Consider the following 18,835-nt stretch of genomic DNA (forward strand, 5'->3'; position numbering starts at 1 on the left):
CTTATAGCTTCCAAGCATTACAGATAGAAGCTTAGAATTTAACCCAAATCAGTTATTAAAGTCTAAGCAGTTTTAGTTTTATTATCGAGCAGATAGTTTGTTTTTGCAACACAAGTGTAGTGGGCTGCGTCAAGTTACACAGACAAACAAGATGTCGATAAGAAAATAAAAAATATTAGGGAACAATACCATAGCGATAAGAACTATACATATTGCGGTTTAATTGCCGATTTGGGGTTAATATAGAAAGCGTAAAGAACAGTCTCTATTAGTATAAACATCTACTCCTGCTTAGAAATGTTGACCTTAGATCGAACTATATAAATATGGTGTAAAGCTCTAATAACAGTTCAGAATTAACACATCAAGATAGTGCAAATTGGATCTAATGAACTGTGGGAATAATGAATATAATGGTAACTCTCGTATCGTTAAATATTGTATACGTAGATTAGGATAAAGTGTATTTCTGTTATTTTATGATAAAATTGTAATCTTTTCTTCAATGACATATCCTATGGTTTATTAAAAAGCAATACCTTTATCGAGGCACTATGAACCCAAACTTTTCTAAAGACAAAATCATATATGAGAAAAAAGTTATTTTTTGTATTATCATTACTATTTGGAATAAACAACCTTGTAAGCTCACAACCTAATAAAATAAGCCCTCAAGGAGACAAAATTCCTATCTATGATGTACCTGATGGCGAGGCAGATATTATGGGATATCTGCGCTACGATATGAAATATCGCACAAACGGATTAACATCTTTCAGGTCAGACAATCCTAGCAACTATACTTTAACAAAAGACTATGGTAATGTTTTAGGAACAACACCCGTATTTACTGCTGGTACATTTGTTGGCAATAAGTATGTTGCCTACGAAACCACACTGTATGCTAACGTGCTTATGCCACATGGAATAAGTATAGTAGACCCTATTACGGGAGAACGCGAAAGCAAAACAACCTTTTCTAAAACAGCACCAATCCTCATATTAGAAGAAATGACCTACGATCCGAAGACCGGAAGGATATTCGGAATGCATTATGATGTAGACAAATTTACAACCGATCTCTACGAAATAAACAGTACAACCTATGCTCTGACAAAGATTGCAAGCGTTAAAAAGCCTTTCTTTACACTCTCAGCAGACAATGGTTTCCTTTATGCAGTAACAACCGACAGAGATATAAAAAAGTCGTTCTTGATAAAAATAGATGAATCTTCTATAAACTCTGGAAAACAAACGTGTACTATAACAACCGTAAGTCCAGCCACGGGAATAGGAATAAATATAGGCAATTACAGTCAGTCGATGGAGTTCGATAAAACAACACATCGCTTATGGTGGCTTGCACAAGCAGCCGATGGTAAGGCTTATCTGGTAGAATTGGATCCTGAAACAGGACTTTCTATTAGTCAGAAACTAATAGAAGGCGATTTACAATTACTCTCTATGGGTATTCCATATCAATATGTACCAGATGGTGCACCATCGTATGTGAGAAATCTTACTGCAAAAGCAGGTGAGAATGGAGCCAACAATGCGACACTGTCGTGGATAACACCTTCAAACAATTATCGGAATAAGACATTAACAACTATTTCAGGAATAAAAATCTACCGCAATAACGAACTTGTTAAAACATTAAACGTTTCTAACAAGAATGAGAACATAACTTGGAAAGACGAAAATATTGCAGACGGACTATATATATATAAGGTGGTTCCATATAACAACGATGGTGATGGCATATATAAGGAAACTTCAATATTTGTGGGTGAAGATGTTCCTGGAGCTCCTTTAAACGTAAAACTTGTTACTAATGGTAGAGAAGGAACAATAACTTGGAACGAACCAACAACTGGTGCACACAATGGATATTTCGATAAATCTACCTTAACCTACGATGTTATGCGCTTGCCAGACAGTGTAACAATTGCTACAAAGGTAACAGCATGTTCTATAAAAGATAATGTAAAGAGCCATGCAGGATATAGCTACATTGTTACAGCATACAACAAAAACGGAAAAGGACTCTCTGCAACTTCTAATATTGTAGCTTTTGGTTCAATGGAACCTATTCCATTTATCTCAAATCTATTGACAAAAGATGAATTTAGACGTTGGACAGTAATAGACAACAACCATGATGGTATGTCGTGGAGTTTTCACGATGGTACTTCGCGTACATTCTACGATCGCAGTGAAAAGGCTGCTGACGATTGGTTGGTATCTCCACCTTTGAAATTCTCGAAAGGAAAGAAATATCAGTTACGTTATACTTACTCGTCAGCTAACTGGATAGACCCTTCAACACACAAGCCTGTGATGGAGAAAATGAAAGTATTCTATGGCACACAAGCTACTCCAGAGAAACTAACAACGCTAATAAAGGATCTTGGAGAATTCCACACAGCATCGGAACACTTCTATTATGGTAAGGAGATATTTACCCCTAATGAAACTTATGGACATATTGCTTTCTATGCATGTTCGGACGCTTTAAAGGGACAAATATACCTTAAAGACATATCGTTGCGTGAATATAGTGAAACTGACTTAAGTATAAAGAAGCTAAATGGTTCGGTTACTGCTAACTGCAATGTAGAACAACCTTTCATTGTAACAGTTGGAAACGAAGGTTCATCAACAGTAAGTAACTACAAGATAGAACTATTCGATGCTAATAGCAAAGAAGTTTTAGGAACTGCTGATGGTATAGCTATTGCTCCAGATACAGTTAAAACTGTTACCGTAATGTGGGTTCCAAAAACAAAAGGCGAAATTAATGTTTCTGCACGCATAGTTCTTGTTGGCGATACTTATCCTGCCGATAATATTTTGGACACTCCTTTAAAGGTGAAAGTAGCCGATGCTGATGCAGAAAAATGGATAACGTTGAATGCAATTGATAATTATGGCTGGGTAATGCCATTCTATTTAATCTCGCCGTATGCTCAATCACAATGCTTATATTTGGAAAACGAAATCAGAAAGAAGAATATTGATATTGTAGCTCTGCAACTAAAATACAATGGCAAAAACGAATTGGCGTACTCTTTCCCTGCTAAGATTTCTATGAAGGCAACAAATCGTACCAATACAAAAGCAGAGGACTCTGGATATCTTGGACATTTTGAACAAACAGATTGGACAACTGTATATGACGGAAACATTACTATCGAAGGTGTTGGCGACAATAAAGAACTCAAAATAGTATTCGATAAGCCATTTAAGTATACCGATGGAAACATTCTTTTCAAGTTTGAGGCATTCTCCGGAGATAACCCTATAGAAGAAGCTCAGCACCCTGAGTGGCTCTTTGATATGCCTAAAGGTGATGCACATTCGGCACGATTTGATGGTAAAACGGAAGATATTAGCGAAGAAGATATTCTTATTTCGGAATATATTCCATTCTTAATGCTAGAATATACAGAGAAAAATCCTGCAGGAATATTCTCTGTGGATAATGATTTGGTTAAGATTACTCGACATAATAATGTAATAAGCACATCTACTGTATGCGATTTGTTAGAGATTATAAATATATCTGGAACAACAATTACTAAGGTACAAAATACGAATAAAATTAACTTAGTAACAATACCATCTGGCATTTATCTATTAAAGGTAAAGAAAGGAGGAGTGATACGCACAATGAAGATACTTAAACAATAAATTTATTATAATTAAACAATATTCCATTTTCACATTAAATCATTTTAAACATGAAACATCTTTCTTATTTAACTGGTTTTTTGTTCGCTAGTTTGGCTGCTATTCCTACTTTCGGACAAACTACCACAAACAGTTTTCCTAAGCTCGGAGAAAAATCTTCGGCACCACTAATGATGGCTCCGCCTCATCGTACTCCACAAGCTATTGATGATAAAGCCAAGGGAATTACTATGTATGCGGGACAATTAGTAAGTCAGGACAAGAAACGAGGCTGGATAAAGTTCCGCACTGGCAAGGCTTCTGACTATACAACGCTAAAGAATTTTACACCAGAAGATGACCAACATCAGGCATACGGTCCATATTGTTCAGCATTCGATGGAAAAGATTGCTACGCAATTATTGCCCAAACCTATACTTATGGCGTACATCCATTGTATTTTGCTAAGCTAAATGTTGCTACAGGCGATACAACTACCATCTACAAATTTAACGATACTGAAAAGAACAGATGGTATATTGGCTATGATGTGTACGCATTGAGTTATGACCCAAAGACCAAAGAAATCTACGGACTTGGTAAAGATTATGAAACACAAATAATAGATGGTGAAGAGAAAATAGTGAATGCCTACTCTGTGCTTTACACAATCGATAAAAATACAGGAGAATTCTCTAAAGTTCAAGACTTTAATAGAGTTTACTATAATTTCAGTTTCGATTATGATGGTAACTGTTATATGCTTCGTCCAAAAGCAAAGAGCGAACAAGACCAATCTGTAGTAGGAACAGAACTTGTTAAATTCAACTCCGATTTCAACGAGGTTAGTGTAACTGAATGTAAAAGTCAATGGGGCGAGACCTTTATCCAGAAATATTTTGGTACTATGAGCTTCGACTTTACAACCGGAAATCTTTGGTGGATTCCTGTAGGCGATTATGGAGCAACAACCCTTTATACTATTAACTTAGCCACAGGTGTGTACGAAGGTAAGTCATGGTTCAACATTGGCAACTCTTTTGTTGGTCTTACTATTCCATATATGGAAGCTGATAGCCGCACAGCTCCTGCACAAGTATCAAAACTTGATGCGCGTGCTGATGTTAATGGGGCAATGAATGATACTATTAAATGGGAAAATCCAACCAAAGCATGGAATGGAACAGACCTTTCAGACCTTAAAGAAGTTTTGGTTTATCGCAAAAAACCAAATGTAGCAACTACAGAACTAACATCTACAGAAACCTTACTTTCTACTGCTAATGCAGATCTTATTGCAAAAATTGATGCTACAAACAAAATGGGACAACCAATGCAATACGTTGATGCAAATCCATACAAAGGTGTCAATACATATTATGTTGTAGCTTCTCGTGTTGCTGGCGAAAAAGGTGTACCCGATAGCATACGTTGCTATATGGGCGTAGACGTTCCTGGTGCAGTGCAAAATATTCAAATAAAGAAGAAAGGTACAGGCATAGAACTATCTTGGGAAGCTCCTACTAAAGGCTTAAATAATGGTTTTATTAATGAATCAGAGCTTACTTACACCGTAACACGTATGCCTGATAATGTTGTTGTGGCAAAAGATTTGACAGGAACCAAATATGAAGATAATACTTTAGGCGAACAACAAAAGTACTCTTACAAGATTATGGCTAAGAGTAATGCTGGTGAAGGTGAGGTCGCAGAATCTGAAGGAATTATGGCTGGTAGTGCATTAAAAACTCCTATCAAACTTAATTTTGCAACTCAAGACGATGCTAACCGTTGGAACTGTCCAGCTACTCAATCTATATACTTCTATTATTGTGGAGGATACGATGAAGATTCTAAATGCTTAATCGGATATAGCAACTATAAAGAAGCAGAAGGTTTTGTTACATCACCTCCTCTTAAACTCGAAGGTGGAAAGACATATCGTATTACTACAGACTTCTATGCACATCAAAAGGAGACTCCTTTCGACCTGAAACTAACAATGGGAACAAACGGAGAAGATACAAAAGATGCTACAGTAATTCGCGAAGAAAAAGATTATTCTTATAAGAATATGTATACTCGCGAAGTTTTAGAAGATATGTTTACAGCTCCAACCGATGGAACATATTATTTTGGAATGTCTGTTGCTACTCACAGTCAGTATAACAACTTCAGATTATTCGGTCTTAATGTAGACTATGTTGCTGATAACGACTTAAAGGCATTCACTATAAATGGTATTCAAGAAGCTGTTGTTGGTTATAACAACAAGTGTACTGTAAAGGTTAGAAACGTTGGTTCTAAAACTCAAAGTAAGTATAGTATTAAGATTTACTGCGACGATGAAGGTACAAAAACTCTTGTTGGCGAAACTACAAACGTTCCAACATTAGAAGCTGGTAAGATTGCTGAAGTTCCTGTAACATTTAATCCTACTAAAGATGGTATGTTCGATTTCTATGCAGTAGTTGAACTTGAAGGCGACCAAGAACATAGCAACGATAAAACTGCTGTTACTCGCATAAAAGTAAATCCAGAAGGAACTACACCATGGACTAATATTGTTACTAGTGGAAAGGACGAATCAGAAGATACACACGGTCCTTCTATGAACAGCGATACTTACGAAAGAACTCAATCTATTTATCTTGCATCAGAAATAAAGGCAGACAAAGATGGAAATATCAAACGCTTAGGTTACATTTACAATGCTAACGATAACCTGACAGATAGAACAGATCCTTTCAATGCTAAGATATATCTTGCTCACACAGATAAAGAATCTTACACTTCTAGCTCTCAATGGTTATCAAACGATGAATTAACACTCGTTTACGATGGTACATTTACACTCGAACCAGGACGTAACAATATATTAGCATTCGACCTAAACACTCCATTTAAGTACGATAAGACTAAGAATTTGATTGTTGTATTCGAGAAAGAAGGTGCAGTTCCATCTAACCTTATGTTCTGTGCAGTGTATAAAGTGTTTAATTCTAACGCTTCTAATGTTTACAGAATGTTAGAGTACGCAGAAGCTTCTCCATTCGATAAGACAAAATCGCATGCTTACAATTCAGCTCCTGTATTATATCTTGGTTTCGATGTAGCAAATAATATCAGCAATGCAAATGTAGCAAGTGGAACATTCTTCTACAACACAAATACAGATATTATAACCTTCGATAAAACAATCAAGGTAGCTAATTTCTATTCTGTAGATGGTAAATTGGTTAAGACTATTAATGCAATTGCCAATGGACGCACCAAAGTAAATCTTCCTACTGGACTTTATATCGTTCGTACTATCGATACAAATGGTGTTGCTACAAGTGTGAAACTTAATGTAAAATAACAATGAACGCTATCAGAAAATATATATTTCTGTCATTTTTGGCAAGCCTTCCCTTTACGGGGGGAGGCTTGTTTGCTCAAACAGCAAACGAAAGAACCTTTAAATTGAGGGCTCTTAAATCTTCAAACCAGAGTAGAACAGCATCAGAATCTAAAGAAAAAATGCGCATTGGTTATTGTACTACAGATGTTAGTCGAGGACTTATTGCACAAATAACAGGTTCACACACTTATCATGCTGCTACATATCTTTCAGCAGACGTATTAAATAAATATGTTGGCGATAAAATAGAATCAATAGAATTTGCTATTAGTCCTAAACGAGGACACATGGCGGAATACTTTATTTGTACCGATCTGAAGGATATGCGTGGAACCACATTAGCACAAGGAGCTACAGCAAATTACAAAGACGGCTGGAACAAAATGAGCTTTAAAAATCCGGTAACCATCAAGAAGGATATGAATCTTTACATTGGCTATATTCTTTATTTGAACGATGGAGAGGACTACGATTGCTTGTTATTCGATGATAGTCGCTATGCTGTACCTGGTAAAAACTGGTATGGTTACGATATGAATTGGTTTAACAATACGAACGGAATAGGTAGAAACATTTGTATTCGCGCCATTGTTTCAGGTACTAATGTCCCCAACAACGATGTATCGCTGATGAGATTAACATCTGATGATGGGGGAGAATATGTAGAACAGAATAAGCCGAAATCGTATATTGCCTATATTCAGAATAACGGATTAACTCCCATCAACTCTCTTACAGTAACAGTTTCGGCTAAAGGTTTACAGAGTAAAGAGGTTGTACTCGATGGTTTCAATGTTCCAAATAATGAACCTCAGAAAATAAAGTTAGACAATATCTCTATTCCTGCAGAGGGAAATTTTACAGCTTCTTTTACTATTACAAAAGTGAATGGAGCAACCGATCCAGATGTAACAGATAATTCGGCAGAACAAAAAGGTTTTTCTATGAAAGAAGGAACAAGTCCTGTAGAACGTTCTGTACTCTTTGAGGAATTTACTTCTGAAGGATATAATGAATGCACAACAGCAGACGAGGTATATAACGAAATTTTAGGTTCGCGCGAAGATGTTGTTCGTGTAAAGCATCATCTCGACTATAAGCAACATAAAGATCAATTCCGTATTCCTGAAGAAACCGAATACGAACAATTATATGGTAAATCTAAAACTTTTGTTCCTGCTATCGCAGTAGACCGAATTATTGTTAGTGGACTGGAAGATCCAGGACCTGCTTACTTTATTTCAGACGGTGAAGCTGTTACTAAATTCATTGATTTAGCCAAAGATGTATATTCTTTCGTTACACTGAAGGCTGAACCAAAAGTAAATGGTACGCAAATGAATGTAAAAGTTAGTGGACATGCTGGAACAAACGAAATGCCATTACAAACCGATTTACGTCTAACTACGTGGTTAGTAGAAGACAATATAACCAGTAAACAACAAGAAGGCAAAGACACTTACATACAAAATGGAGTGTTAAGAGCTGTTCTTAGTAAAAATGCGTGGGGAGATGCACTTGATATTTCGGGTTACGATTTTGAGAAAAACTATTCGGTAACTATAAAACCAGAATGGAATGTAAAGAATATGCGTGTTGTATCGTTTGTTAATAACTACGATATGAATGTAGAAAGACGCACTATTTATAATACAACGCAAGCTCCTTGTATGGATCCAACGGGTATATACGAACAACCAACAACCGCTAACGGTAATATTCTCAGTGTAGTAAATGGGAAAATATTAATGTCTAAAGGGTGGCAATTGGTTAATGTTTACGATATTTCTGGACGAAGTGTGAACGCAAATCTGTTGAAAGATGGTTTTTATATATTAAAGGCTACAAATGGAAAAGCAACCGTTACACAAAAAATTTGTATAACCCATTAATTAAAATAATATGAAAAAAACTGTATTTCTTTTCTTGTTGCTTCTTAGTTTCGTATCTATAGAAGCACAAGCATTCTCAAGCAATTGCTATTGGGGATATTGTAATAATAAGATAACTGGCGAATTTGGTAGTAAGACCAGTGCTAAAGGTGCAATTTATATTCCTGCCGATGTTGCTAAACTATATAAGGGGAAAACTATTTCTACTGTTAGAATAGGTTTGGCTGCAATGGCACGAAATGTAAAGGTATTTATTACAAAGAATCTTAATGGTGAAAGTTCTGTTGTAAAAACAGCAGGCAATCTTTTTAATGGTTGGAATAACGTTAAACTAAGTTCTGCTTATACCATAGACGGAGATGCGTTCTATATTGGTTATAGTTACAATGGCGATAACAAATCTATGGGACGTTCAGAAATGTATTCACCAAATGCTTGTTGGGCTGACTTAGGTGATGGCTGGAAAAATTATGCTACCGACCAAAATTATGAGGCTCTTGCACTAACAATTCAGGCACAAATATCTGGTGAAGATATGCCTAAAGACTTGTGGCTTTATGCTGATAGAAATGTAATTGTTAAGAAAGGAACACCTTGTAAATTCGAATTTGGTGTAATAAATTTAAGTCCACGTGTCGCTCATAAATTAAAAGTGAGCTATACTATAGACAATGTCGAAGAGAAAGTAGTTGAATTTAAAACCGTTATGGGAGCTAATGTGGAGAAAACATTCACTATAAACTATCCCGGATTTAATAAAGATGGTGCTCATACTGTAAAATTCAACCTTATAAGTGTTGATGATGAGGCTGACGCATACGCTGGAAATAATATCGATTATACAAATGTAAAGGTTAAAGGTTCTGTTCCAAAACAGCGTTTTGTTGTGGAAGAAGGTACAGGATTATGGTGTGGTTATTGTCCACGTGGTATTGTTGCTTTCCGCCACATGGCAGAAAAATATCCAGAAACCTTTATTGGTATTGCCGTTCACAAGAGCGATGACTTAGAAACTAATACGTATAGTTACATGAAATTCAATGGTTATCCTTCTTGTTACGTCAATCGTAACTTAAGAAATTCTACTTCTCCAGAAGCTGGGACATTAGAAGTTATGCACAATAAAGCTGTTGCTATACCTCCACATGTAGGAGTAGAAGTTACAGCAAGCTTTACTGATAACACAAAAAAGGTTATCGATGCAAAAGCTTCTACAACATTTTTTGCCGACGAACAAGGTTTGAAATATAAAATTTCGTATGTTCTGATTGAAAATGGTATTAAAGGCTACAAGCAAGCTAACTACTATTCGGGTGGTTCACGTGGTAAAATGGGCGGTTTTGAAAATCTTCCTGGCTACGCTTCTATTGATATGGACCACGTAGCACGTATGAATTACAGCTATTATGGAGTAGATGGAAGCATTCCTCGAAGTGTAAAAGCAGACGAAACTATAGAATATGCTGCTCGACTTGAGGTTCCTGGCAATGTGCAAAATGTCGATAATTTGTATCTTGTGGCTTTATTGCTTAACAGCAAAGGCGAGATAGAAAACGCAGCAGAAACGAAGGTTGAACCATATACACCAACATCTATTACAGAAAACAGCACACTTCTTGTACCTGAATTTACATTTGCTAATGGTACGCTTAATGTGAATGGTTTCGCTGGAAAGGTATTTATTTACAATATTTATGGTGTAGAAGTTCCTAACCATGCTATTCCAAGCGGTGTATACATTATAAAATGTGTAGATGGCGGTAAAACTTTTGTTAAGAAGATGGTTCTAAAATAGAATATTCTCGCATTTACAAAAGCAATATGTTATAATATTTTTATTTTAGCAAGCGTATCAGATTTAAGTTCTGTACGCTTGCTTTTTTAATTTCTCTCACTTATCAATCCAACAATGTGGCATATTCCCCCAAAAAGAGTGTAAAGCCATGTTTTTTGCGCTATAACAGTAGAAATACAATCCCCAAAAACCAACTTGCATACATTTTAGAACGCTATCTTACTTTTTGAAAGTTGAAACTCACCTAATTATTGTTATATGCAGTTAGTTCGTCTAAGGTAATATCGTATTCTTTTTTTATTGGTACAAATATATGCTTTAGGTTTGGAAGGTGCATTAGTTCTTTTATTTTTCCATCTCCAATACTTGTTGAACCTATAATTCTAAGCTCTTTTAAACTCGAAATATTTTGTAGGAAACTCAAAGATGGTATCTCTCCACAATTTTCTAAAATTATTCTCTCTATCTTTCCTAAACTTCCAATTTCCTCCCAATCTTTTATCTTCTTACAATTCTGAAAACCGAGTGATGTTAAGGAGTTATTATTCCTTAGCCAACTAATTGATTCCATTTTAGAATTGTAGCCTATTCCAATATGTTCTAGTTGATGCAAATTATGTATTGCTTCAAACTCAGTTATTTTACTCTTAATCAAACCTATTCTTTTCGCATTCTTAAAGGTAGAAAAAGCTTTTGACGATGTTTCAGAATAGTTGTCAATGAAGATATTTTCCAGCTGTTTACATTCAAAAATGGAAGCACAATTCTTTTTATTATAATTCAGATATACACATTGAAGCAAAGATAAAGAAGAAAATGGGATATTACTTTCGCATTTTCCTTCCATTCTTAAATATTCTAATTTTCTTAGACACAACAAGTCGTTAAGGTCTTTATAGGTGTATGAATTTAAGTCTAAACCTCTTAATTCTTGCAATGTAGAAATATTCTTTATGTTGCTTACCACTTCATTTGGTGTGTCTGTTATCACAATAACTCCGTCTATTCCATTTTTCTTTATGTAAGTAGCGTCTGGTATTTGTTCTATGCGCACCTGCATAAACGTATAGTTTCTGCCGAAGTATTCCTTTTTAAAGATGTATTCTTCCATAAGAATGCTTTATCTGAATATTATTACTAAATTCTTTGCTGTGGTGAATTAAATTGTTGTTTGCAAATATACAAAATTACAATATTAGTAACGAACAACTACTGTGAATTTTTGAATAAAAACACGGCTTACATTGCTTTCTTTTAACGATTTTGAAGATGTAAATCTTCAGAAAAATCAACTTCCGTGTGTAACGCAAACAACAAAACAATTATTCCTTGAAATTTTATAATAATAAAAGAGGAAAATAATAATTATAAATTTCAAAAAATTAATTACAATTTCAGAAAATATAATTAAAGTTTTGCGAGGTGGTTATCTGTTGTTTTAATTCTATTCCTTCATTTACCACATAGTCTTATTTAAATTACTTTCCTTAATCCACAAATCAGCTACCAATACTGTTATCTTCATCTACAGTTCCAATAGAAACATCGCCAACACTTCGTATACTTATTTTAATATTTTTCTTCGAATAAAATTTCATTTTATATACCTCTATGAGTTTTGTTTCTATGTTTTTTGTAATGTAGAAATAGCATTTTATTGCTTTTTACATTAAATAACAAATATCCTTTCGTAAAATTACTATTATCTATTTCTTTTTTGTAAATTTGCGGTATGAAAGTTGTAGGATAATTTAGCATTTCATTTTAAATATAAACAATATATATTATGTCATTTCTAACAAACGAGAAACTTGTTATCGTGGGCGCCGGCGGTATGATTGGTTCTAACATGGCGCAAACAGCATTAACATTAGGACTTACACCTAACGTTTGTCTTTACGATATTTTTGAACCAGGTTTACATGGTGTTGCCGACGAAATTGCTCATTGTGCTTTTCCAGGTGCAAATGTAACTTGGACTACAGATCCTAAAGAAGCTTTTACAGGAGCTAAATATATTATTTCTTCTGGTGGTGCTCCTCGTAAAGATGGTATGACTCGCGAAGATTTATTAAAAGGAAACTGCAAAATTGCTGCAGAATTTGGCGATTACATTAAGCAATATTGCCCAGATGTAGAGCATGTAGTTGTTATTTTTAACCCTGCCGATGTAACAGCATTAACAGCACTTATCCATTCTGGCTTAAAACCAAATCAGTTAACATCTTTAGCTGCGTTAGATTCTACCCGTTTGCAACAAGCTTTAGCATTAGAATTTGGTGTACAACAAGACAAAGTTACTGGTGCACATACCTATGGTGGACACGGAGAACAAATGGCAGTTTTTGCATCTCAAGTAAAAATAGATGGAAAACCATTGTCTGAAATGAATCTTAGCAACGAACGTTGGGAAGAAATAAAGCACGATACAGTGCAAGGTGGTTCACGAATTATAAAACTTCGTGGTCGTAGTTCGTTCCAAAGCCCTGCATATAATGCAGTTAAAATGATAGAAGCTGCAATGGGTGGTGAAAAATTCACTCTTCCAGCAGGATGTTATGTAAACGACGACCGTTTAGGTTTCAAGAATGTAATGATGGCTATGCCAACAACAATAGACAAGACTGGCGTTCATTACGATTTGCCAACTGGAACTGAAGAGGAAATGGCTGCATTGAAGGCTTCTTATGAGCATCTTTGCAAAATGCGCGATGAAATTGTAACATTGGGCATCATTCCTGCAGTAGCAGATTGGAAAAAAGATAATGTAAATCTTTAATAAGCGCACTTGTTTGTCGTTACGTTTATGGCAAACAATACCAATAAACAAGGTGTATCGAAGGCAACTTCTTATATATAGAACAACCTTTGATACACCTTTTTATGTTTTTTATGCACTAATCAATTAAAACTAAAATAGCTTAGTTTATTATTTATTTTTATTATCTTTGTAACCGAAAATAAAACCGTTTGCAAATCTATTCACTTAGACAACGATTTCTATACTGGTTAGGTTTAACGATAATTCTTAAAAACAATATAATTATGGCATACTGTAAAAAATGCGGTGCTCCGCTCAACAACGATTCAGAATATTGTTCTCAATGTGAAACATCACAACAGCAAGAAAATAAAGAATGTTGTTCAGAACAAACGTGTAAAGACAAATTGTTTAATGTTCCAAAAAAGGCATGGCGCATTATAATTCCAGTAGCAATATTGCTTTTGTTTGGCATTACAAACCCTAGTAAAACAAAACATGTAGAAGCTATCCACACAGAATTAATGAAAGCTATAGCGCAAGATGGTGGAAATGAAGCAACTGTATATGCTTCTTTGGGTGCAGGTATTATAGATAAAGTGCTTGCTTCTCAATTAGATGTAAGCAATTATCTTATATTTAGTGTAGGTTCTTTACAAAACGGTGCAAGTAGTAAAATGGTATCGTTTGGAATTTTAGGTCATGTATTCACCACTGGGCTTGATAAAGAGGCACTTGGCAATATGAAAAAGGCAAACAAATCGCTTGGTCTTTAAGCATAACAATCATAAAACAGATATGAAATATAAGCTGTTTGCAGCATTGTCCGCTACAGTTTTTTTATTTTTTTCTTGTTATAGGCAGCACGAATCAGAAAAACGTGCTGCCTATATTGATACTTTGTTGTTGCGTAATGGAGATATTATTTTTCGAGAAGGGAGAAGTGCCGAAAGTGCTATGGTTATGGCTTTAGATCGTAACAACTATTCGCATGTAGGTATGCTTTTAAATACAAGAAATGGGTGGAAAGTTGTGCACGCAGTTCCTGGAGAATCAGAAAACAACATAGATACTGTGAAATTTGAACCTATTGGTGCATATCTTCAAAGCGATAGATGTGTAAAAGCAAAAATAGTGCGAGTGCCTTGTAAGGCTTATATTGCACAAAAAGCAGTAGAATATGCCTTAAGCAAAATAGGTTTTCCTTTCGATAATGATTTCGATTTGGCAGATACAACTAAATTTTATTGTACCGAATTGGTATGGCGAGCTTATCTTTCTGTTGGAATAGATATATCTAAAGGGAAACGCCATAACATAAATGTGTTAGGATTTCATAAAAATAGCCTTCTACCTTCGGATATTACAATAGGAAAAACAATAAAAAGCATTAACTTAGAGTAGTTAGATGCTTTTTAGTTCTTATAGTGTTTTATGTATATTTTTTATTGCTTCTTTTTTATTTCTATCAACTTTATTATTATTCCGCCTTGTAATACAGAGTTTTCGCTACTTTCATATTTATTCGCGACTTGAACAGTCTCTTTTAAATAGGTAACAAATCCTTCTGTATTATATTTATATTCCTCTTCGCTTGTTGCCGTAATGCCTAAATCTATGTCGTCATCGTTATCTTCTTCCGAATTAGAATCTTTAAGAAACTCTTCTCCAGGGTTATCTTTAGCCGTTGTTTCATCACCATTTAAAAGGTCTATATTAGTTTTTAGCCATATTGTACCATCGTTTAAACGTGCCACAGTATATTTTGTTGTAACCGAATCTACATTCTCCGATTTTCCTTCCATTAAAGGTTGTCCGTAGTATTTAAAAAGCGCAGGAATTTCCTCGAAAATGTCGAGAATATTAAATTGTTCTTTTAATTTTTCCTTTGCTTCAGCTATTTCTTTTACTGTAGGTTTGTGTTTTGTTTGTTTTTTCACTATGTCTAAAATGGTGGGTAACATTCTTTGTATGTAAAGTTCTTCTATTTCGTCTTTGTTATCCAAACTTTGAAAACGTCCAGAACCATCAATTGTAAAACGAATTGCCGTATTTTTAAGGTCGTCTTTTAAAAATTTCTCTATACCACCAACAATAGGAATAGTTTTATATGTTTTTTCTTCTTCTTGAATTTTTATTTTGTTTATTTTATAATCTATTTTTAAGTTTCCTTTATTGTCCTTTTCTTTCACAATTAAATAAAAATCTCGGCTACTTATGGCTGTATTTGGCACAACTTTATGAACAGCATCATTAGTATTGTCTACCGCATTATAAACGAGTGTGTCGCCTACTTGAAACTTTGGAAGAATAGTAAAGGTAGATTGGCTAAACACAGATAGAACTGCAGCGAAAGGCAGTAATAAAAGTAAAGTAATTTTTTTCATATTCAATTGTTTCTATTTATTTTTGCTCAAAGTTAATGTTTTTCTGTTGCATACCAAAATCCAATAAATGTTTTTTATATTGCTACTCTACATTTTTGCACCTTATATGTAACACACCAATGTTATATTTGCCAACTAAACTAAGCTTCACATATATTTTACAAACGAAATAGTTTCATAATTTTACACACTGGCGAATTTATATTTATAGAAAGAAACAGCATATTTTCATTCTTTATTACAATAAAGAATTGTATTTTTGCAGACAGCTAAGAACAAGCTTTAGAAAAGTGCATACAAAAAATAAAATTGGTTGCACTAAAAAACTACTAATAGTATTAAAAACAATGGAAATACGCTCTTTAACAAGTGTGGGGAATACCAATAATAATGGATTTAATCTAACCCATGTTACAACAATGATACCTGTTAGCGATTATACTTCTAATTATCGCAATGTGGAAAAGTTTCTTGGATTGTGTAAACAATGCCCTAAGTTTGGACAATCGTGGACTTGTCCTCCTTGCGAATTTGATGTAGAAGCGTTTGTAGATAAATTTAAATATGCACACATTCTGGGTTCTAAAATGACTTTTGACGATGCTGTTTTAGAAAACACCGTAACTCCAGAGGCAGTAAACAATGTATGCAGAGAAACTATGCGTTACGGTTTAATAAAAGCATCGGCATATTTGCGTAGCTACGAACGTAATTTTCCAGGAAGTATCTGTTTTCTTGGCTCACAATGCCTACTATGTGGAAACAAACCTTGTACACGACTTAAAAAAGAAGCTTGCAGACACCCTAACGATGTACGAGTTTCTTTAGAAGCTGTAGGATTTGATCTTGGAAAAACAACACAAGACTTATTAGGAATAGAACTAAAATGGGGCAAGCCAAACCGCTTACCCCAATATATTACATTAGTAACTGCTTTATTCACTAACGATGCTACGCTGCGTTTAGAATAAAGTTTAGAAAACAGTGTGTTATATTTTTCTAACCGTTACGTGAATGCAGTGCTGAGCACGTTCAAAAATAGGCCAACATTCGCCTTCTTCGCGCAAATTGTAGATAACTTTTCCTAAAATATTGCACATAGTTTCGTTGCTAACAGCCTTTCCACTTGTACCTGTACGGTTGAAACGACTGAAACTTATATCGAAAGTTGTGCCATACAAATGTGCAGAATTGTCGTTTGTACTACTATTTGTTTGTTGTGCAATTGCAATATCTCTACGAGTTCTAAACATTGCCGTAACTATTATGCGATGTTCGCGATAACCTTCTTTGTCTAACTCTTCTTGGAATCGCTTTCCAATTTCTTTTAAAAGATTTTTTGCTCCCTTTGTTAAATAAGGAGCCGAATCTTTTAGTCTGTCTACTAAATAATATCCGTTAGATTCTACCAGTTTTAGGCGTCTATGGTCGTTTTCTAACTTTGCACGCGAGTCAATTGGCGTTACACCATATTTTTTTGCTGCGTAAAGTTGTGCACCATTTACATCTTTAAACTGATAAGTGCTTTGCATTGAAACATTATCATCGCGAAAAGTTTCTCCTTCGTTACTACTTTTACTGGTTGCACATGCTGTAGTAAATGTAATTACAGTTGCAAAAACGCCTACAGACAATAAGTTTAGCAAGCATTTTCTTTTTGAGTGTTTTGCTATTGTTTTCATCATTATTTTATTTGAATTATTATATCTGCAATATCTTTCGGCTCATTAAAAGGCATTCCCATTATCAATTCCTCGTCTGTAAGTTCGTTTAGCAAATTGTTTGCCTCCAATTCGCTAATAATAGGTTCGCCTTTTTCTGTTTTTCGAGCTAAAAGTTCGTTCAAAATTAGCTGTCTATATTCGTGTATGTCCATATTAAAAAATTTAATTCCGGATAGAAATCGCTGCAAAGATAATACAATTTTCAGTCCACTGTAATTTATTTTGTATCTTTGCACTATTAATAATGTATTTTCACATAATGCAAAAAATACAAACATACAATTCGCCTTTAGGCAATTTAACACTTGTAAGCAACGGCATTGCATTAACGGGAATATGGTTTGAAAAACAAAAACCGTTGCAGCATATTTTAAAATTGCCACACGAAGTATGTAACCTTCCTATTTTCGACGATACAAAACGCTGGTTGGATATTTACTTTGAGGGAGATGTCCCCAATTTTACACCACAATTATGCCCAGAAGGCACGCATTTTAGGCAACAAGTGTGGAACTACTTACTACAAATTCCATACGGCAAAACAACAACTTACGGTGCGTTAGCAAAGAAAATGGCAGAACATTTACAAAAACAAAAAATGTCTGCACAAGCAATTGGAGGAGCTGTAGGACACAATCCAATACCTATTATTATTCCATGCCACCGAGTTATTGGAACAAACGGAACAATGACTGGATATGCCAGCGGTATTTGGCGAAAAGAATTTTTATTGGAATTAGAATCCCAAAAATAGAGTGGGGAAGTGGCTCTAGTTTTAGTTCTTACAGGAAGAATTCTATATATTCAATTTCGCCCTTTTTATAACGAAATTTTATTCACTGCTATGATTTATATATTCTTTTTATAAGTAAATTAAATTAATTTATCTTACTTCTCTCAGAAGTAAATATTATTACTGACTGAAATATAGCAGAAATTGCCTTCTTTTTACACCGTTTTTTGTGTACGATAGCCTTATTCGCCGAAAACAAATTTTGAAGGAGAAAAATATTAATAATAAAATCAAAAAAATTAATTATAAATTCAGAAAAATTAATTATAAATTCGGCAACATTTCATTATGTTTTTTGCAGAGCTAAAAAAGTAAATGAAAACGAATAAGAGATAACCCCTCTATATAGTTTCTATAAAACGCACTATTTTACAGAAAGTGTGGAATCACATTCGTAAAAAAAAAGA

The 18,835-nt window shown here is 34.6% G+C and carries 13 protein-coding genes; 9 read left to right on the forward strand and 4 right to left on the reverse strand.

Annotated elements, in window-relative coordinates:
* Positions 1–588: 588 nt before the first annotated feature.
* From DX009_RS01970 to DX009_RS01985, 4 genes are read left to right on the forward strand one after another with little or no spacing between them, the layout of a single operon-like run.
* Entirely contained in the window at positions 589–3,693 is a 3,105-nt protein-coding gene (locus DX009_RS01970; RefSeq protein ID WP_115082843.1) for a T9SS type A sorting domain-containing protein, read from the forward strand.
* 50 nt (positions 3,694–3,743) lie between these two features.
* Positions 3,744–7,034 (forward strand): CARDB domain-containing protein, encoded by a 3,291-nt coding sequence (locus DX009_RS01975; protein ID WP_115082844.1) that lies wholly within the window; start codon positions 3,744–3,746, stop codon positions 7,032–7,034.
* Positions 7,035–7,036: 2 nt separating this feature from the next.
* Positions 7,037–8,968, forward strand: a complete 1,932-nt coding sequence (locus DX009_RS01980; protein ID WP_115082845.1) for an Omp28-related outer membrane protein — start codon at positions 7,037–7,039, stop codon at positions 8,966–8,968.
* A 10-nt stretch (positions 8,969–8,978) separates the two neighbouring features.
* A complete protein-coding gene (locus DX009_RS01985; RefSeq protein WP_115082846.1) occupies positions 8,979–10,763 on the forward strand; it encodes an Omp28-related outer membrane protein in 1,785 nt (594 codons plus the stop codon).
* A gap of 244 nt (positions 10,764–11,007) precedes the next feature.
* Here the strand turns inward: DX009_RS01985 and DX009_RS01990 are convergent, their stop codons facing one another.
* A complete protein-coding gene (locus tag DX009_RS01990) occupies positions 11,008–11,874 on the reverse strand; it encodes a leucine-rich repeat domain-containing protein (protein WP_006045645.1) in 867 nt (288 codons plus the stop codon).
* A gap of 675 nt (positions 11,875–12,549) precedes the next feature.
* On the opposite strand from DX009_RS01990, the gene DX009_RS01995 reads away from it, so the two are divergent.
* The 3 genes from DX009_RS01995 to DX009_RS02005 all read left to right on the forward strand — a co-directional run bounded on the left by DX009_RS01995 (position 12,550) and on the right by DX009_RS02005 (position 14,928).
* Positions 12,550–13,542, forward strand: a complete 993-nt coding sequence (locus DX009_RS01995; protein ID WP_006045643.1) for a malate dehydrogenase — start codon at positions 12,550–12,552, stop codon at positions 13,540–13,542.
* 266 nt (positions 13,543–13,808) lie between these two features.
* Positions 13,809–14,300 carry a DUF4359 domain-containing protein gene (locus DX009_RS02000; protein ID WP_006045642.1) on the forward strand — a complete coding sequence of 164 codons (492 nt, stop codon included), beginning with the start codon at positions 13,809–13,811 and terminating at the stop codon, positions 14,298–14,300.
* A gap of 22 nt (positions 14,301–14,322) precedes the next feature.
* A complete protein-coding gene (locus DX009_RS02005) occupies positions 14,323–14,928 on the forward strand; it encodes a YiiX/YebB-like N1pC/P60 family cysteine hydrolase (protein WP_115082847.1) in 606 nt (201 codons plus the stop codon).
* 41 nt (positions 14,929–14,969) lie between these two features.
* Here the strand turns inward: DX009_RS02005 and DX009_RS02010 are convergent, their stop codons facing one another.
* Positions 14,970–15,911 carry a hypothetical protein gene (locus DX009_RS02010; protein ID WP_115082848.1) on the reverse strand — a complete coding sequence of 314 codons (942 nt, stop codon included), beginning with the start codon at positions 15,909–15,911 and terminating at the stop codon, positions 14,970–14,972.
* Positions 15,912–16,258: 347 nt separating this feature from the next.
* Between DX009_RS02010 and DX009_RS02015 the strand changes: the two genes are divergently transcribed.
* Positions 16,259–16,882 (forward strand): DUF2284 domain-containing protein, encoded by a 624-nt coding sequence (locus DX009_RS02015; protein WP_115082849.1) that lies wholly within the window; start codon positions 16,259–16,261, stop codon positions 16,880–16,882.
* An 18-nt stretch (positions 16,883–16,900) separates the two neighbouring features.
* On the opposite strand, the gene DX009_RS02020 is transcribed toward DX009_RS02015, so the two are convergent.
* Positions 16,901–17,596, reverse strand: a complete 696-nt coding sequence (locus DX009_RS02020; protein WP_245944558.1) for a DUF5715 family protein — start codon at positions 17,594–17,596, stop codon at positions 16,901–16,903.
* The gene (locus DX009_RS02025; protein ID WP_115082850.1) at positions 17,596–17,787 is read right to left on the reverse strand and encodes a hypothetical protein; all 192 of its coding nucleotides are present in this window, start codon (positions 17,785–17,787) and stop codon (positions 17,596–17,598) included. The genes DX009_RS02020 and DX009_RS02025 overlap by 1 nt, the downstream gene beginning before the upstream one ends.
* A gap of 107 nt (positions 17,788–17,894) precedes the next feature.
* Between DX009_RS02025 and DX009_RS02030 the strand changes: the two genes are divergently transcribed.
* On the forward strand, positions 17,895–18,389 hold the full coding sequence (locus DX009_RS02030) for a methylated-DNA--[protein]-cysteine S-methyltransferase (RefSeq protein ID WP_181792304.1): 495 nt from the start codon (positions 17,895–17,897) through the stop codon (positions 18,387–18,389).
* The last annotated feature ends 446 nt before the right edge of the window (positions 18,390–18,835 follow it).

Origin of the sequence: Prevotella pallens (assembly GCF_900454935.1) — a bacterium.
GTDB lineage: Bacteria > Bacteroidota > Bacteroidia > Bacteroidales > Bacteroidaceae > Prevotella > Prevotella pallens.